This window comes from Alloalcanivorax sp. C16-2 (genome assembly GCF_046507615.1).
GTDB lineage: Bacteria > Pseudomonadota > Gammaproteobacteria > Pseudomonadales > Alcanivoracaceae > Alloalcanivorax > Alloalcanivorax marinus_A.
Genome location: NZ_JBKFTL010000002.1, coordinates 425632 through 441481, shown reverse-complemented (window position 1 = coordinate 441481; position 15850 = coordinate 425632). Strand labels below are relative to the sequence as shown.

Sequence of the window (15850 nt, the reverse complement as noted above, 5' to 3'; positions counted from 1 at the left end):
TAGCGTCCCGTGCGGCTCCGTAGGGTGGGGGTTGGTGTAGGAGCGGCCGGGCGGCGTTCCGCTTCAGTGGCGATGCCGATGGCACGGCTTGTGATCGCGGCTAAAGCCGCTCCTACGGCGGTCTGCCTCCCGTGGCGGGCGCCTACCGATCCGGGAGGGCGTAGGTGATGACGTAGTCGCCGCTTGGGGTTTCCATGAAATGGTGTCCGGTGGCGACGATCATCAGGTACTGGCGTCCGTCCGCCTCGTAGATCAGCGGGTTGGCCTGGCCGCCGGCGGGGAGGGCGTCCTGCCAGACGGTCTCGCCGGTTTCGATATCAATGGCGCGGATCAGGTCGTCGGTGGCGGCGGCGATGAAGATCAGGCCGCCGGCGGTGACCACGGCGCCGCCATTATTGGGCGTGCCGATGGTGATCGGCAGACCGCTGCGAATGCCCCAGGGGCCGTTGGCGCGGGCGGTGCCGAACGGGCGGTCCCACAGGGTTTCGCCGGTTTTCACGTCCACCGCGCGGATGCCGCCATAGGGCGGCTGCTTGCACAGCAGGCCGGTCCATTTGACGCGCCAGCCGGCGTTGACGTCGATGGCGTAGGGCGTGCCGGCCTGCGGGTCGCCCTGGCCCTCGGCGCCGCCGTGGTCGCCGCCTTCCTTTTCCTCACGCGGTACCCAGCCGTATTCATCGGCCTTTTCCCGGGGCACCAGCCGGTTGTAGTTGGGGGTGATGTTGTAGTTGGCGATCATCACGCCCCGGTTCGGGTCAAGCGCCACGCTGCCCCAGTCGGAGCCGCCGTTGTAGCCGGTGAATTCGATCCAGGGCCGGTTGGCGTTGGGCGGTGTGTACATGCCCCGGTAGTCGGCCTGGCGGTATTGGATGCGGCAGTACATCTGGTCGAAGGGCGTCATGCCCCACATGTCATGTTCGGTGAGGTCCGGCTGTTTGAGCGAGTGATAGTTGGAGAACGGCTGGGTGGCGCTGCGTTGTTCCGGCTCGGCGCCGCCCTGGGGCACCGGTCGCTCCTCGATGTCCACCAGCGGTTCACCGGTGCGCCGGTTGAACACGTACACCTCGCCTTGCTTGGTGGGCAGCAGCAGGGCCGGCACCGGGCCGTCGTCGGTGGGGAAATCCAGCAGGGTGGGCTGGGAGCCCAGGTCGTAATCCCACACGTCCTTGTGCGCCACCTGGAAATGCCACACCGGCTTGCCGGTGGTTACGTCGAGGGCGACCAGGGACGTGCCCCATTCATTTTCCGCGTCGCTGCGCGGCGTGCTCCAGTAATCGGCGGCGGAATTGCCCATCGGCAGATAGACCAGGCCCAGTTGGTTGTCGCCCACCGCGGTGGTCCACATATTGGGAGAGCCGCGAGTATAAATCGCATCGCCGGTCAGCGGTTCGCTGTGGTCCGGGCGGCCCGCGTCCCAGGCCCATTTCAGTTCACCGGTGATGGCGTCGTACGCCTTGATGACGCCGGAGGGCGCGTCGCGGCGCTGGCCGTCGAGCACCTGATGGCCGGTGATCAGGGTGTCGCGGACGACCACCGGCGCCGAGTTGATGGACACGTAACCCGGTGGGGTTTCGCCCATGTTGTTCTTGATGTCGACCTGGCCGCCGTCGCCGAAGTCCTGGCAGGGTTCGCCGGTGGCCGCGTCCACGGCGATCAGGCGGCCGTCCAGGGTGCCGGAAAAAATGCGCTTGGCGCAGGCGCCGCCGTCGTCGACGTTACCGGTGCGCCGGGCGGCGGCTTCGCCGCTGGCCGCCACCAGGTGGTCGCCGTCGTTGTCCGGCGCGTCGCCGCCGGCTTCATTGCCGTCGCGACCGCCCGGCGGCACCTCATAGTAGGTAACACCCCGGCAGGCGGCGGTGTAGGGGATGGCGTCCTTGGACACCTCGGGGTCATGGCGCCAGTTTTCCTCGCCGCTGGCGGCGTCCAAGGAGATCAGGATGTTGCGTGATGTACACAGGAACACATCGTCGCCCACTTTCAAGGGCGTGGTCTCCGCGCCCCAGCGTTCCTCCAGCAGGTCGCCGGTGCGATAGGTCCAGGCCCGTTTCAGCTCGCCCACGTTGTCGCGGTTGATTTGCTCCAGAGTGGAATAGCGCTGGGCGGCGTGGTCGCCGCCATAGGCCGGCCAGTCGCCCGGTTCCGGGCGGTCGGCGGTCTGGTCCTGGCCGACATGGGTGCCCAGGGCGGCGCTGCCTGGCGCCGGCACCGGGTTCGGGTGGCTCACTCCGAACGGCATCAACACCAGGCCGAAACCGGCCACCACTGCCAGCACCAGCAGCCCGGCGACGCCGTAGCTGGCGCCACGGGCCACCCCGTCGCGCACCCGTGGCGCCACCAGGGCGACCAGCACCGCCAGGCCAGCGATCACGTCCATGCGCGGAATCCAGCCCCAGACGTTGGCGCCGGCTTCCCACAGGGTCCAGAGCAGGGAGCCGACGAACACCAGGGCGTACAGAGTGACCCCGAGACGCCGGCCGGCGGCCAGCAAGCCGCCGGAAAACAGCATCCCCAGGCCGGCGATCAGGTAGTACCAACTGCCGCCCAGCGATGCCAGCCAGCCACCACCGCCAATAAAGGCGGCGCCGACCAGGGCCACCAGAACGCCGATGAACATCAGGGGGAGGTCCCGCTTGCGAGCGTGATCGGCCATGATGCGACTCCTTCCTTTGTTTGTTTCCGGGCCATCCTTAGCCGGTCACTGTAACCACGAAAGAGGGTCAACACCTTATACGCTTCCGCCGGGTTCCCGCTTTTTAACCAATTTTTAAATTTGCCGCCGTCGCCGTGTAACACAGCTTTAACCGGTGTAACCAGGACGCAACGGTTGCGCAATAGTGTTCCTATCGCCCGCCGCCGACACTGGAATTCTGCCGGGTGACCGGCCTGAATCCAGGAGTCATAACAATGAAAAAAACGACCATGGCCGCCCTGCTGGCGGCGCTCTTCACGGTGACCGCCTGTGGCGGCGGGGGAGGTTCCTCCAGCGGCGCTGCAAGCGGCGGCGGTAACGACGGTGGCGGCACGCCGACCCCCTCGCAGCCGGACCCGGAACCGGAGGCCGGTGAGGGCCGCGTCCAGGTGCTTTCCAACCGCGCGGATCTGATCAGCGGCGGTGACGCCCTGATTCGCGTGGAAGCCGGGGACCCGGCCAACCTGCAAGGCGCCCGCCTGCTGGTCAACGGTGAACCGGCCACGGTGACCTGGGCGACCGGCACCGACGGCGCCGTCAAGGGCCTGGTCAGCGGCCTCGCCCTGGGCGAGAACCGGTTGCGCATGGTGCTCGCCGACGACACCGTGCTCGACCGCACCGTGATCAATCACCCCAATGGCGGGCCGGTGTTTTCCGGGCCGCAGGTCCAGCCCTGGCGCTGTACCAACGAGGCGGCGGTGGACGCGCAGTGCAATCAGCCGGCGGAGTACCGCTTCAAGTACGTGCCCGCCGATCGTCTGCAGGCACTGATCACCGGCTTCGATCCGATGAACCCGGGCTTGCCCGCCAGCTTCCTGGACTATGACCCGGCACAGCCGCCGGCCGCCGGGGACATCGCCACGGTGACCACCGACGAAGGCGTGGAGGTGCCGTTCATCGTGCGCGTGGAAACCGGTGTGCAGAACCGCGACCGCTACCAGATCATGACGCTTTACCGGCCTGGTGAACCCTGGACCGCCACCGCGCCCCAGGATCAATGGAACGGCAAATTGCTGATCCATCACGGTGGCAACGTGGGCGTCAGCTTCGGCATGGGCTCGCCGCCCAACGGCGATATCGCCGGCACCGCCCCGGACGGCGCCGAGCTGCTGCTGGGCGACAGCATCAGCGTGGCGCTGGGGCGCGGCTTCATGACCCTGTCCACCGCCCAGGCCAATCTGGGCCACAACGTCAATCTGGTGACCGCCGCCGAATCGCTGATGATGGCCAAGGAACGGATCGTCGAGCAGTACGGTGAGCTGCGCTACACCATCGGCACCGGCTGTTCCGGCGGCGCCATCGCCCAGCAGCATATCGCCAACGCCTACCCCGGTATCTACCAGGGGCTGATCGTGCAGTGCTCCTACCCGGATGTGTGGACCACCGCTTCTCAGTTCGCCGACTACAACCTGCTCAGTCGTTACTTCGGCAACCAGATCCCGGAAGGGCCGGAGGATTTCGTCTCGGTGATCAGCCGGCTGCTCGGCTCCGGCGTGATCCCGGTGGCCCAGTGGTCCGCTTTCTACGGCCATCTGCCGCTCAATCCGGTGGTGTCCGATCTGGCGTTTTTCCCGTCCGCCTATCCGGACCAGGACGACTGCCCGGGGCTGGAGGAAGGCGTCACCGTGTATGACAAGGAAGAAGCTCCGGACGGGCTGCGCTGCGGCTTGCTGGATTACATGAAGAACCAGTTCGGCACCCGCCCGCCGGAAGTGTGGAGCGCCAACGAGTCGCTGCTGTCGCGGGGCTTCACCGGTATACCGCTGGATAACACCGGCGTGCAGTACGGGCTGCGCGCGTTGCAGCAGGGGCTGATCAGCGGCGACCAGTTCATCAATCTGAACCGGGATATCGGCGGCCTGGACGTGGACATCGATCCGCAGCCGGCGCGCACCCTGGCCGACCCGCAAACCCTGGAAAATGCCTACCGCACCGGCGCCATCAACACCGCCGAGCACCTGGCCAGCGTGCCGATCATCGATCTGCGCGGGCCGGACCCGGGGCTGGCCCACGACGCCTACCATTCCTGGCAAATGCGCGCCCGGTTGGAAGCCGCCCAGGGCCATGCCGACAATCAGGTGATCTGGTACGGCGCCTTCCCGCTGGCCGGCGACACCGTTTACACCACCGAGGCGCTACTGGTGATGGACCGCTGGCTGGCCGACATCGAAGCGGACGATGGCGAGGCGCCGGTGGCGGACAAGGTGGTGGCGCACAAGCCGATCCAGGCCCGCGACCGCTGCCTGTCGGTGTCATCGCTGTTGGGCGCCGACGGACCGATCGTGCCGTTCACCGGCAATCTGCTGTACCCGGACCCGATCCTTCCGGGCCTCGACCCGGGCCTGCTGCCGCCGCCGCCCTCGGAGCTGGGCGTGGTGGTGGACGCGGTCACCGGGCAACTGTGCGGCCTGGACGTGGACGGGCTGGTGGACACGGTGGGCGGGTCCCTGGGCCTGGACGGCCTGCTGGGCCCGATTCTCAATCCACTGCTGGAGCTGGCGGACCCGCTGCTGGCGCTCACCGACCCGGTGGTGGACCTGCAACAACTGCTGGTGCAAACCCGCTTCGGCACGCCGCGCACCGTGGCCGGCGACGACGTCACCACGCTCACCAACAAATGCGCCCTGCGACCGGTGGACCCGGCGGATTATCCGGTCAATCCGCTGACAGGGGTGTTCAGTTCCGAGGCGTTCGCGGCCCGCGTCAGTGAAATCTTTCCGGACGGTGTCTGCGACTACTCACAACCGCCGGTGGGCCGGGTACCGACCCTGACCTGGCTGGGCTACGGCGATGCCGACAAGGTGATCACCGGCGGTGAACCGATGAAAGACGAAAGCGCCGGCGACTCCCGTGACGGCTGGGCCGCGCCGGCGTTTCAGGTGGGGATGTGATCATGGCGTATCGCGGTCGTTCGACCGCGATTCAACGGTACTCGTCGAAGCCGTGGTCGTCCTGGAACGTCAGCGGCTGGTCCCAGCCCGGCAGGCGAATGTCCTTGTCGGTGACGGTCAGGTCGTCGCCGTTCAGAACGCCGTCGTTGAAATGGTATTCCGGCACCACCTGGCCGGCCAGGGCACGGCGGTCGTAGTCGGCGGCGGCGTCCCGGGTGGCGGCCACCCGGTCGCGCCAGCCGTCCAGCGCCGCTTTGCCGTGGCGTCGGCGCAGCAGCTCGGTGGCACTGTCCGGCGACAACACCACGGCGGTGGCGTTATTACCGCCGAAGCCCTTGGAGTTGAGCAGTGCCGCCGAGGGGCGTCGTTCCTGATGGGTGATCGACAGCGACAGCCGGTCGGCGTGAAGGTCATCGGCGAAGCGGTCCACGGTGGCGATGCCCGGCAGGATGCCATCGTTGAAGGTACCCAGGCTGGCGGCCAACTGGTCGCCGCCGGCGCTGCCCAGGGAATGCCCCACATAGGCCTTGATCGCCGCCACCGGCCAATCGCGGATGCCGAACGCCTCCGCCACCTGGTTGATGACGTGGGATTCGGTAATCCGGTTCTGCGGCGTGCCGGTGCCATGGGCGTGCACCAGGGTGCCCTGGCGCAGGCCGTCCTCGCCCAGCAACTGGCGGACCAGGTGAGCGCCACGGCCCAGGGTCAGATAGTTGCCGATGCCCGGGGAGGAAATGGATTTCTTGGCGCCATCGGCGTGCACGAACACGTCCGGCACGGCGCCCAGGATGTCGGCGCCCAGCTCCAGGGCCAGTTCATCGTCCATCAGCACCGCGAACTGGGCGGATTCCGCCATGGTGAAGCCGCAGTTGGCGCCGAACGGCCGACAGGCCCGGCGCAGGTCCGCGGTGGCGGCGCCGTCCAATGCCGCCAGGGCCTCGTCCTCGGCCAGGGCGCCCATGGCCCGGTAGCCTTCCATCACCTCCGGCACCAGCGGCGCCTCGCTGGTGCCGACCACCACCAGCCGCGCGCGACCGGCGCGGATCGCGTGCACCGCGCGCTCCAGGTTATAGAGGAAGGTGGCGCAGGCGCCCAGCAGGCCGCCGGTGCCGCCGGCGCTGCGTAGCACATAGGCGTTGATGAAGTCCGCGGTCATCTCGCCGAGGCCCAACGGGCATTGCTTGGAGGTGGTGCGTTGGCCCAGGGCGGGGGCGCGCATCATGCCACCCAGGCCCTGATCGTCGAGCTGGGCCATGGCGTTGGAGGCGAACACCGCCACCTGGTCCGGCGCCAGCCGACCGCGCAACTGCTCCCAGGGAATGCCGAGCATGCCGAAGGCATCGCTGACGCCATAGATGGCCATCTGCAGAGCCCGGGGATGGTTGCGCGACGCATACAGGGCACTCGGGTCGAAACCGTCCGGCAACTGGCCGGCGGCGCTCACCCGGCGAGCGATGGGGGTGGGCACACGCAAATCAGCGCCGGCGGGCACCGTGACCCGGCTACGCTGGCGGTTGATTGCTTCCACCCGCCAGCCGGCGGGCAGCGGGTCCGGCAGATCCAGGTTGCGCATCTCAAGGGTCACCGGCCCATCGCTATGGCCGTTCACCGCCAGGTTCAGGCGCCGGTCCTCGGGCAGGCCACGGATCAGCGTGCCGTCGAGCAGCGCCTGCCGCCCGGAGGCACCGGTCAGCGCCGCCAGGGCGCCCAGGGTGCTCTCCTGCCGGGCCGAATCCAGGGCATCGAACACCAGGCGACGGAAACCGTGGTGCATGGAAGTGCGGCCGGCGGCATTGATGCCACCCATGGCGGTAATGACGGGCAGGGCGGACATAGAACTCCCCAGAATGTGACTGAACGGTCAATTCTAGGCGTCCACGCTGGCTTTGCGTATTGGTCAGAGGGGTTGATGTTGCAACCGGATATTACGGCCGCCGCCACCCGCCGCTCAGATGATTTCCACCGCCACCGCCGTGGCCTCGCCGCCACCGATGCACAGGCTCGCCACGCCGCGCTTGCCGCCGGTGCGCTTGAGCGCGTGGATCAGCGTCAGAATGATGCGCGAACCGGTGGAGCCAATCGGATGACCCAGGGCACAGGCGCCGCCATGGATGTTGAGTTTCTCGTGGGGAATGCCCAGATCCAGCATCGGCATCATCGCCACCATGGCGAACGCCTCGTTGATCTCGAACAGATCCACGTCGTCCACGCTCCAGCCCACTTTCTTGAGCAGTTTCTCGGTGGCGCCGATGGGGGCCACGGTGAACTCGCTGGGATGGCGGCTGTTGGTGGCGTGGCCGAGCATCCGCGCCAGCGGTTGCAGGCCGCGCTGTTCGGCCACGCTTTCCCGGGCCAGCACCAGCGCCGAGGCGCCATCGGAAATCGAGCTGGCGTTGGCGGCGGTAACGGAGCCGTCCTTCTTGAACGCCGGCTTCAGGCCCGGGATCTTATCGATGTTGGCGTTGCCCGGTTGTTCGTCGGTGTCCACCACGGTTTCGCCTTTGCGGGTGGTCACCGTCACCGGCACGATCTCGTCGGCGAACCAGCCATTGGCGATGGCCGCCTGGGCCCGCTTCAGGGACTCGATGGCGAAGTCGTCCATCTGCTCGCGGCTGATGCCGCGCTGGTCCGCCACGTCCTGGGCGAAGGCGCCCATCAGGCGACCGGTTTCGGCGTCTTCCAGACCATCCAGGAACATATGGTCGAACACCTGACCGTGGCCCATGCGGTAACCGGCGCGGGCCTTGTCCAGCACGTAGGGGGCATTGCTCATGGATTCCATGCCGCCGCTGACCACGATGTCGTGACTGCCGGCCTTGATCATGTCGTGACAGAACATGGTGGCGCGCATGCCCGAGCCGCACAGTTTATTGACGGTGGTGGCGCCGGTGCCATCGGGCAGGCCGGCCAGGCGCATGGCCTGGCGGGCCGGGCCCTGCTTGAGACCGGCGGGCAGCACGCAGCCCATCACCACGTCCTCGATGTCGGTGGCCTGGAGGCCGGCGCGGGCCACTGCTTCACGGATGCTGGCCGCTCCCAATTGCGGTGCGCTCATCGGCGCCAGGGCACCCTGGAAGCCTCCCATGGCGGTGCGGGCACCGTTTACGATCACGATGGCGTCGTTGGACATGCTGTTACCTCCGGAAAACGAATTGGGCCCGCGTGGAATTCCACGCGAAAAAACGGCGTCATTCTACTTGAGAAGCGAGGGAACGTCCCCATGTGCCCCTTGCATACGTACTCGGACTTTTTTGAAAAGCAATCATTCTCAAATAGGCGTCAAAGAAGGTAAAACGCGGGCCGCGAAGCACTGTGTACTCAGTGGTTCACCCCCCGGACGCTTGTTATGATGCTTCCACATTTCACAGTCCGAATGGTTTTTCGACCAACAGTCAGGGGATATGACTATGGCTTTTGAACTTCCGGCGCTTCCGTACGAGAAAGACGCTCTCGAACCGCACATTTCCGCGGAGACCCTCGAATACCACCACGGCAAGCACCACAACGCCTACGTCACCAAGCTCAACGACATGATCAAGGGCACGGATGACGAAGGGAAATCCCTCGAAGACATCATCAAAAGCGCCAAGGGCGGCCTGTTCAATCAGGCGGCACAGGTGTGGAACCACACCTTCTACTGGAACAGCCTCAGCCCCAACGGCGGCGGCGAGCCGTCCGGCGCCGTGGCCGACGCCATCAACGCCAAGTTCGGTTCCTTCGACAAATTCAAGGAAGAGTTCAACGCCAAGGCCGCCGGCAACTTCGGCTCCGGCTGGACCTGGCTGGTGAAAACCGCCGATGGTGGCGTGGACATCGTCAACACCGACGACGCCGACACCCCGATCGCCCACGACAACGGCTACACCCCGCTGCTGACCGTGGACGTGTGGGAACACGCCTACTACATCGACTACCGCAATGCGCGTCCCAAGTATCTGGAATCCATCTGGAACCTGATCAACTGGGACTTCGCCGCCAAGAACTTCGGGTAAAGGAACCTCCGGACACTCCCCATCACCCGTTCCGCGGCCGCCGTTGGCGGCCGCCCTGCGGGGCGTCGAGAGCGGCCCGCCCTCCGCGTTGCGGCCTCTTGACGTAGCGCTGCTACGCCGGCGAGGCCGCGCCTTGATTGCGAACCGCTCTCGACGCCGGAACGGGTGCTGGGAAGCGCCCGAAGGTTCCGGCGCAATCAACGATCCTTATTTTACTCCCCGCCGCCTGACATCTCGTCGACCGGACGGTCGTGACGGCTGGGGTGGAACTTTCCCCCGCTTTCCCCACACCAAGCCCCACCGCCGTGCGCCGACTCCGGCGGACAGGTAAGATGCGTGTTTTCATCCAATCACACAGGAATCCGCCATGACCCGAGAGCGCGACGTCAAACTGGGTGATATCGACGACGTCCCCGTGGACGAACCCCGCCGCCGGCCCACCGGCGAACAACCGCGCCCGCCAAAAAGCGGCGGAGGTGGCAACGGTGGCGGCAATGGCAATGACAAAGGCGGTCGCCGGCCCACGCCGCGCCAGCCGGAACCACGCCGTGGCGGCGGTGGAGGCGGCTGGGTCTTCCTGACCCTGGTGCTGGCCGTGGTGCTGGCGGTAGCGTGCACTTACTTCTATCGCGAGATCAGCCGCCTGCAAGGGCAGATGGAAACCCGCATGGGCATGTCCTCCGAGCAACTGGAAAACCTCCAGGCACGGCTTTCCGCCACCGATGAATCCCTGGACCAATCCTCCGGCAAACTGCGCGACACGCTCAGCGAGCATAGCAAGGCCATCGACACCAACGGCGACGAAATCCGCAAACTCTGGGATGTCAGCAACAAACGCAACAAGGAATGGATCCAGGAAAACCAGAAAACCCTGGATAGCGTGGAGAAAGCTCTCAAGAGCAACCAGAACGCCCTGGCTGATCTCAAGAAGACCGTCGGTGGCTACGATCAGAGCATCAAACAGGTGCGCGGCCAGATCGACGAACTGCAGAAGAAAGTCGCCAGCGCCATCGAAGCGGTCAACGACAGCAGCGAGCAGTGGCGCACCCAGATCAACCAGGTGGAAACCCAGGTCGATGTGGTGGTCGACACCGTCAAGCAGCTCGAGCAACAAAACCAGACCCAGAAGCAGGCCATCGCCAGCCTGAAAAACAACCAGAGCGGCGCCGCCCAGCTCGACCAGCGCCTCTCCGAAATCGAGGACGCCATCCGCGCCTTCGACCAGTACCGCCTGCAGGTGAACAACCGCCTGGACAGCCTGGAACGATAACGCCGCCCACCGTAAGAACGGCTTCAAAAGCGTTCCGGTGGTATTCCGTCGGCCGGCTGCTACAATGGCCGGCCTGCGCCAGTGGTGGAATTGGTAGACACGTCAGGTTTAGGTCCTGATGCCGCGAGGTGTGGGGGTTCAAGTCCCTCCTGGCGCACCATTCCCTTTCTTCAGCCGATGCCCCGTCCGGATTGGCATCGCCTTACTCTCCAGTGAATCCGGGCTCGCGTTTGGCGAGAAAGGCGTTGATGCCTTCCTGGGCGTCCCGACCCTGTCCAAGCTCACTTTGCAGCGTCGCTTCGGCGTGAAGCTGTGCCTCCAGATCCTGTTCCGTGCTTCGGTCGATCAAGGACTTGATGCCCGCCAAGGCACGGGTGGGTTGTGCCGCCATCTTAAAAGCCAGCGACATGGCGTTGTCCATCAGCTGGTCGTTGTCGTGCACGGCATTGATCAGGCCCCAATCCAGAGCGGTCTCCGCTTTCAAGGCATCGCCACTCATCATCCACTGTAACGCCCTGGCGCGACCGATCAGGCGCGGTACGGTCCAGGTGCCGCCGGCATCGGGGATCAGCCCGAGCTTGATGAATGCCTGGATAAAGGTGGCGGATCGGGCGGCGAGGACGATGTCGCCGGCCAGGGCGAGGTTGCAGCCGGCACCGGCGGCAACACCGTTGACGGCGACGATAACGGGTTTTGGCATGCCGCGTAGCAGGCGAATGATGGGGTGATAGCTCTGGTGCAGGGCGGTTCCCAGGTCGGTGGCGTCTTCGCCGGCGCTGTCCGTGCCCTTGAAATGGCCCAGATCGGCACCGGCGCAAAAGCCGCGGCCATTGCCACTGAGTATCAGGGCGCGGCAGGAGGCGTCTTCGGCCACCGAGCCGATCGCCTGGCGCATTTCCTTGAGCATCAATGGTGACAGCGCGTTGAGGCGCTCCGGTTGATCCAGTAGAACCACGGCAACGGCGCCCTGGCGGGTGAGCCGGAGCGTGTGAAAGTCATGATCAGCGGCGTTCTTGGTCATGGGGTCTTTCCTTTCGAGTGTGAAAACAGGATCGGGCTTATAGCCACCAGGTCTGGAAGTCGGAGGGCCAGAACCATTCCAGAGTGAAAATGGTGACGCCATAGAAGGCGATGAGTTTGGCCCAGATTCTGGTGAAGTAGGGCATGGACTCCCGGTGGAAGCGCAGCTGCATCCACAGCGAGTAGAAAAAGAGAACAGTGGCGAGCGTGACCTGGATGGCGATGATCAGGTTGATGCGAGGGAGAACATCGACGGGGCTGGCGAACAGGTAGTGGCCGAAGGACAACCAGTTACCGACCACGAAGCCCTGGATCAGCGTGTAGACATGGTCGGGGTAATCCCCGGACACCGTGCTGGAGGCGCGCCAGGCGGCCAGGGCCAGCGGAATCCACAGGGCGGCGACAATGGGGGCGTTCAGCCAGGCGGGTTCCGGGTACTGATCGAAAAACACCACGTTGTCAAAGAAATGCAGGGTACAGCCGGCCAGGGTCAGCCAGATCAGCACCTTGAAAATCGTGAAGTACTTTGAATCGGGTTGCATAGTCGGTCCTTATGACGGTTGTTATAAGTCATGGCCGGACGGTATTCTATGACGATCGTTATATCAATGGCCGGAAGTGATGGAGATGAGAGAAAAGGCGTCACGGCAGCGGCTGGTCGCCGGTGCCGCGGATTTGCTCAGTCGCAGAGGCGTGAAGGCCACCAGTATCCGCGAACTGGCCAAGCATGCCCGGGCCCCTCTGGGTTCCACGTACCACTACTTTCCCGGTGGCAAGGCTCAACTGGTCACCGAGGCGGTGCGTTTTATCGGCGATAAGGTCAGCGAGGTATTGGCGAGCTCCCTTCAGCAAGGGCCTGTCACCGGGCTCCAGGAGTTTCTGGCGTTATGGCGCCGGGAAGTGGTGCGCTCGGATTATCGCGCCGGTTGCCCGGTGCTGTCGGTGGCGGTGGAGGAGCCGGACAATGAGGAGGGGATGGCGGCGCTGGCGGTGGCTGAGGCCGTTTTCGCCGACTGGATCGGTCTTCTGACACGCTCTCTGGTCAATCAGGGGGTCGAGGAACAGAAGGCTGAGCAATTGGCCATCTTGGTGGTTGCCTCGGTGGAGGGGACCATCGCGCTGTGCCGTGCGCGGCGCAGCGTCGAGCCTCTGGAGCAGGTATCGATGCAACTTGAAGCGCTGATCAGGCAGGCCCTGGGGGAATAACCGATGACTCCGGAACAGAAAGCGGAACAATACAATGGTCACGGTAGTAGCGGGTTGCCGGGCCTGGTGGGCGCGCGGATGACCCGTATCGACGACCGGACTGGAAGAGTCGAAGCGGAGCTGCCGGTGGCGGGTAAACTGATGGCTCCCAACGGGTTTCTGCATACCGCCTCGGTGCTTGCTCTGGCCGATACCTGCTGTGGCAACGGTACCATGGCCAGCCTGCCGACTGTTCCCACGATAGGCGTCGGTCGTGTCCAGAATGTATGACCGGCTTTTACTGGTCGCCATTGTCGTCGTTCCACTGGTGCCGATGCTGCTTTATAAATGGTCCTATTCGTTGGATACCTGGTATGTGCCCTGGGGCGAGAATCGCCTGGATTACTTCGACACGGGCTTCGAACAGGCTGCCCGACAATGGCTGCGCAAGGTGGCCGAGCGAGGCGACGCGGTCTATGTGATCACCGATAGTCAGTGTCCCTGCGCCAGACCCGTTTTGAAAAAAATGAACCGTGCGCTGGATGGTGATGTGCCGGTGCGGGTCCATGACCTCTACCGGGATCGGGCCGACCAAGACGGTTTGTCGTCATTGGTCCGCTATCTGCCTGCCGTGCCCACCGCACTGGTGGTGAAATCCGGAAAGCTCCGTTATGTCGGCCCGCTGGTCACCGGTAACCTTTGCTCCCGGGAAGCGCGATTCTCGCCACCTCTCGCCGCGTACCGGAGCGTCACCGACGGCACTGTGTTCAACTGGCTCTCGAAGGGCTGTTATTGCCGTGTTGTTCCGGAACGGCTGGATCAGGCGGCGGAGGCGTCGGAGAGCAGACCCAGAAGCCTTTCCGTGACTCTGTCGAAATAGCCGGTGTCGCCATAAATACGAGCCATCAGGATGGCCCCCTCATAGTCCGACACCGCTTGCCGGCCAATTTCCCGTGCCGCCTTCCGGGGAAGCTGGCTGCCGAGGATATGGGCCAGGGCCTGGGCCCATTCGTCCATGAAATCCCGCACCTGCTCCATCAGTTCGGGGGCATCGCCCATCGCGTCCACCGAGATGATCCCCATCAGGCAGCCGATGGTGGGGTTCATGAAGAGCTTTTTCCCCTTGCGTCCGAGTTTCGTCAGGCGATCCCGTGGGGCGTCATCCTGGTAGGCAATGCTGAACAGGCCATCGCGAATCTGTTCGTGTGTCCAGGCCAGAACGTCGTGTACCAGGGCTTCCTTGCTTCTGTAATGGTGGTAGAAGGAGGCCTTGGTCAGCCCACAGGCGGTGGCGAGCGCGTCCATGCTGGTACCGTGATAGCCGCTTTGTTTCAGGGTGTTGGCGCAGCGGGACAGCAGTTCCGCGCGGGGCAGCTTTTGCGGGCGCATGGAAGGTCTCCGGGGTAAGTGGGAAAGGAATGCTAGAACAGCGTCCTCGTATTCACAACTTGAAGTCTACCAAACGTTCATTTATAAACTAAACGTTCGGTAAGTAATCTGTTTGTTCTAGGAGAGAAAGATGTCGGAACTCAATAGTGGAGCAGGTCGGGTAAGCCGGGAAAAACGAGGCGCGGTATTCCTGATTGGCCTGGATCGCGCTGGCAAGCGCAACGCCTTCGACAGTGCCATGATCACGGATCTCTCCCTGGCGCTCGGGGAGTATGAGCGGGATGACGATTTGCGCTGCGCGGTGATTTTTGGTCATGGCGATGTATTCACCGCCGGCCTGGATCTGATGGAACTGGCGCCGAAACTGATGTCCGGGTTTGGCTATCCTGATAATGGCATCGACCCCTGGGGCTTGGAAGCGCCGCGCAGGACTAAACCGGTGGTGGTCGCGGTCCAGGGGGAATGTTGGACGGCGGGCATTGAGTTGATGTTGAACGCCGACATCGTGGTGGCCTCGGAGGAGGCCCGCTTCGCCCAGGTGGAGGTGCTGCGTGGCATCGCGCCGGTGGGTGGCGCCACGGTGCGCTTCGTGCAAGCCGCCGGCTGGCACAATGCGATGCTCTACATGCTGACCGGTGAGGCGTTCACCGCCGAGCGGGCCTTATCCATGCGTCTGGTGAACGAGGTGGTGGCGACCGGTGAAGCACTTCAGAGGGCGCTGGTGTACGCCGAGCGTATCGCCAAGGCGGCGCCGCTTGGCGTCAAGGCCACCTTGCAATCCGCCTTCAAGGCCCGGGATGAGGGCGAGGCGGCGGCGTTGTCGCAACTGAACAATACGCTGCTGGGGCTGATGAAAACACAGGACGTGCAGGAAGGTATCGCCGCGATGATGCAAAAGCGCGAACCTCAATTCAGGGGTCACTGAACCACGCCGGGAAGCAGAATAATAAAGGAGACATGCTCATGAGCGATTCGATACTGCTGAAACTGCACCTGTTCGGCGTGGCGTTCTGGTTCGGTGTGGTCGGTGTGGAGTTCATCGTTGAGCGGCAGCGGGCGGCCAGCCGGGAACAAGGTTTTCTGGTGGCCCGCGTTCATGAACGCATTGATCTTTTTCTCGAAATGCCGGCCTTTGTGCTCGTTCTGATCACCGGCGTCATGATGGTCGACATGGACCGTTTGACGGGCTTCTATCTATTGAAGGTGAGCGCCGGCGCGATCGCGGTGCTGGGCAATGTTTTGTGCCTGGCGCCGGTCTTCGCGCGAAAAAGCGCCGCGGACAGGCAGGACCTTGGTGCCGTGATTCGCTATTCCGCCGCCATCGATCGAATCACTCTGGTGGCCCTGCCCGCGGGTTTGCTGGCGTTTTGCCTGGGTGTCGCGTTGATGCTGAACGTGATTCAGTGAACGTCGC

General features: G+C 64.5%; 14 protein-coding genes and 1 tRNA gene. 9 read left to right on the top strand and 6 right to left on the bottom strand.

Annotated elements, in window-relative coordinates; all coding sequences use genetic code 11:
• Positions 1-142 precede the first annotated feature (142 nt).
• Positions 143-2650 carry a membrane-bound PQQ-dependent dehydrogenase, glucose/quinate/shikimate family gene (locus ACLD02_RS12250; RefSeq protein WP_410298824.1) on the bottom strand — a complete coding sequence of 836 codons (2508 nt, stop codon included), beginning with the start codon at positions 2648-2650 and terminating at the stop codon, positions 143-145.
• Positions 2651-2904: 254 nt separating this feature from the next.
• Here ACLD02_RS12250 and ACLD02_RS12245 point away from each other — a divergent pair, with 254 nt between their 5' ends.
• Positions 2905-5580, top strand: coding sequence for a DUF6351 family protein (locus tag ACLD02_RS12245; protein ID WP_203105111.1), 2676 nt, complete (start codon positions 2905-2907; stop codon positions 5578-5580).
• A gap of 31 nt (positions 5581-5611) precedes the next feature.
• Here ACLD02_RS12245 and ACLD02_RS12240 read toward each other — a convergent pair whose 3' ends face one another.
• On the bottom strand, positions 5612-7414 hold the full coding sequence (locus tag ACLD02_RS12240) for a beta-ketoacyl synthase (protein ID WP_410298823.1): 1803 nt from the start codon (positions 7412-7414) through the stop codon (positions 5612-5614).
• Positions 7415-7528: 114 nt separating this feature from the next.
• Positions 7529-8710, bottom strand: coding sequence for an acetyl-CoA C-acyltransferase (locus ACLD02_RS12235; RefSeq protein WP_410298822.1), 1182 nt, complete (start codon positions 8708-8710; stop codon positions 7529-7531).
• Positions 8711-8987: 277 nt separating this feature from the next.
• On the opposite strand from ACLD02_RS12235, the gene ACLD02_RS12230 reads away from it, so the two are divergent.
• From ACLD02_RS12230 to ACLD02_RS12220, 3 genes are all read left to right on the top strand, one after another.
• On the top strand, positions 8988-9572 hold the full coding sequence (locus ACLD02_RS12230; protein WP_203105108.1) for a superoxide dismutase: 585 nt from the start codon (positions 8988-8990) through the stop codon (positions 9570-9572).
• A 367-nt stretch (positions 9573-9939) separates the two neighbouring features.
• Positions 9940-10842, top strand: a complete 903-nt coding sequence (locus tag ACLD02_RS12225; protein WP_410298821.1) for a hypothetical protein — start codon at positions 9940-9942, stop codon at positions 10840-10842.
• A gap of 75 nt (positions 10843-10917) precedes the next feature.
• A tRNA-Leu gene (locus ACLD02_RS12220) sits at positions 10918-11002 on the top strand.
• A 42-nt stretch (positions 11003-11044) separates the two neighbouring features.
• On the opposite strand, the gene ACLD02_RS12215 is transcribed toward ACLD02_RS12220, so the two are convergent.
• Together ACLD02_RS12215 and ACLD02_RS12210 are read right to left on the bottom strand one after the other, a co-directional pair.
• The gene (locus tag ACLD02_RS12215) at positions 11045-11863 is read right to left on the bottom strand and encodes an enoyl-CoA hydratase-related protein (protein WP_410298820.1); all 819 of its coding nucleotides are present in this window, start codon (positions 11861-11863) and stop codon (positions 11045-11047) included.
• Between the two features lie 37 nt (positions 11864-11900).
• A complete protein-coding gene (locus ACLD02_RS12210) occupies positions 11901-12404 on the bottom strand; it encodes a hypothetical protein (protein ID WP_203105105.1) in 504 nt (167 codons plus the stop codon).
• Between the two features lie 85 nt (positions 12405-12489).
• Here ACLD02_RS12210 and ACLD02_RS12205 point away from each other — a divergent pair, with 85 nt between their 5' ends.
• The 3 genes from ACLD02_RS12205 to ACLD02_RS12195 are packed head-to-tail and all read left to right on the top strand — an operon-like array spanning position 12490 to position 13927.
• Complete coding sequence (locus tag ACLD02_RS12205; RefSeq protein WP_410298819.1) at positions 12490-13068, top strand: TetR/AcrR family transcriptional regulator; 579 nt, start codon at positions 12490-12492, stop codon at positions 13066-13068.
• 3 nt (positions 13069-13071) lie between these two features.
• Positions 13072-13338 carry a PaaI family thioesterase gene (locus ACLD02_RS12200; RefSeq protein ID WP_203105103.1) on the top strand — a complete coding sequence of 89 codons (267 nt, stop codon included), beginning with the start codon at positions 13072-13074 and terminating at the stop codon, positions 13336-13338.
• Entirely contained in the window at positions 13331-13927 is a 597-nt protein-coding gene (locus tag ACLD02_RS12195; protein ID WP_410298942.1) for a DUF6436 domain-containing protein, read from the top strand. The genes ACLD02_RS12200 and ACLD02_RS12195 overlap by 8 nt, the downstream gene beginning before the upstream one ends.
• On the opposite strand, the gene ACLD02_RS12190 is transcribed toward ACLD02_RS12195, so the two are convergent.
• Entirely contained in the window at positions 13867-14436 is a 570-nt protein-coding gene (locus tag ACLD02_RS12190; protein WP_203105101.1) for a TetR/AcrR family transcriptional regulator, read from the bottom strand. The two genes, ACLD02_RS12195 and ACLD02_RS12190, sit on opposite strands and share 61 nt — an antisense overlap.
• 130 nt (positions 14437-14566) lie before the next feature.
• Here ACLD02_RS12190 and ACLD02_RS12185 point away from each other — a divergent pair, with 130 nt between their 5' ends.
• A complete protein-coding gene (locus ACLD02_RS12185; RefSeq protein ID WP_410298818.1) occupies positions 14567-15361 on the top strand; it encodes a crotonase/enoyl-CoA hydratase family protein in 795 nt (264 codons plus the stop codon).
• Between the two features lie 38 nt (positions 15362-15399).
• A complete protein-coding gene (locus ACLD02_RS12180) occupies positions 15400-15843 on the top strand; it encodes a hypothetical protein (protein WP_203105099.1) in 444 nt (147 codons plus the stop codon).
• The last annotated feature ends 7 nt before the right edge of the window (positions 15844-15850 follow it).

Bases quoted from the DNA above. Each gene is read 5' to 3' on its own strand.
- ACLD02_RS12250 (WP_410298824.1), bottom strand. From the start codon at position 2,650: ATGGCCGATCACGCTCGCAAGCGGGACCTCCCCCTGATGTTCATCGGC.
- ACLD02_RS12245 (WP_203105111.1), top strand. From the start codon at position 2,905: ATGAAAAAAACGACCATGGCCGCCCTGCTGGCGGCGCTCTTCACGGTG.
- ACLD02_RS12240 (WP_410298823.1), bottom strand. From the start codon at position 7,414: ATGTCCGCCCTGCCCGTCATTACCGCCATGGGTGGCATCAATGCCGCC.
- ACLD02_RS12235 (WP_410298822.1), bottom strand. From the start codon at position 8,710: ATGTCCAACGACGCCATCGTGATCGTAAACGGTGCCCGCACCGCCATG.
- ACLD02_RS12230 (WP_203105108.1), top strand. From the start codon at position 8,988: ATGGCTTTTGAACTTCCGGCGCTTCCGTACGAGAAAGACGCTCTCGAA.
- ACLD02_RS12225 (WP_410298821.1), top strand. From the start codon at position 9,940: ATGACCCGAGAGCGCGACGTCAAACTGGGTGATATCGACGACGTCCCC.
- ACLD02_RS12215 (WP_410298820.1), bottom strand. From the start codon at position 11,863: ATGACCAAGAACGCCGCTGATCATGACTTTCACACGCTCCGGCTCACC.
- ACLD02_RS12210 (WP_203105105.1), bottom strand. From the start codon at position 12,404: ATGCAACCCGATTCAAAGTACTTCACGATTTTCAAGGTGCTGATCTGG.
- ACLD02_RS12205 (WP_410298819.1), top strand. From the start codon at position 12,490: ATGAGAGAAAAGGCGTCACGGCAGCGGCTGGTCGCCGGTGCCGCGGAT.
- ACLD02_RS12200 (WP_203105103.1), top strand. From the start codon at position 13,072: ATGACTCCGGAACAGAAAGCGGAACAATACAATGGTCACGGTAGTAGC.
- ACLD02_RS12195 (WP_410298942.1), top strand. From the start codon at position 13,331: ATGTATGACCGGCTTTTACTGGTCGCCATTGTCGTCGTTCCACTGGTG.
- ACLD02_RS12190 (WP_203105101.1), bottom strand. From the start codon at position 14,436: ATGCGCCCGCAAAAGCTGCCCCGCGCGGAACTGCTGTCCCGCTGCGCC.
- ACLD02_RS12185 (WP_410298818.1), top strand. From the start codon at position 14,567: ATGTCGGAACTCAATAGTGGAGCAGGTCGGGTAAGCCGGGAAAAACGA.
- ACLD02_RS12180 (WP_203105099.1), top strand. From the start codon at position 15,400: ATGAGCGATTCGATACTGCTGAAACTGCACCTGTTCGGCGTGGCGTTC.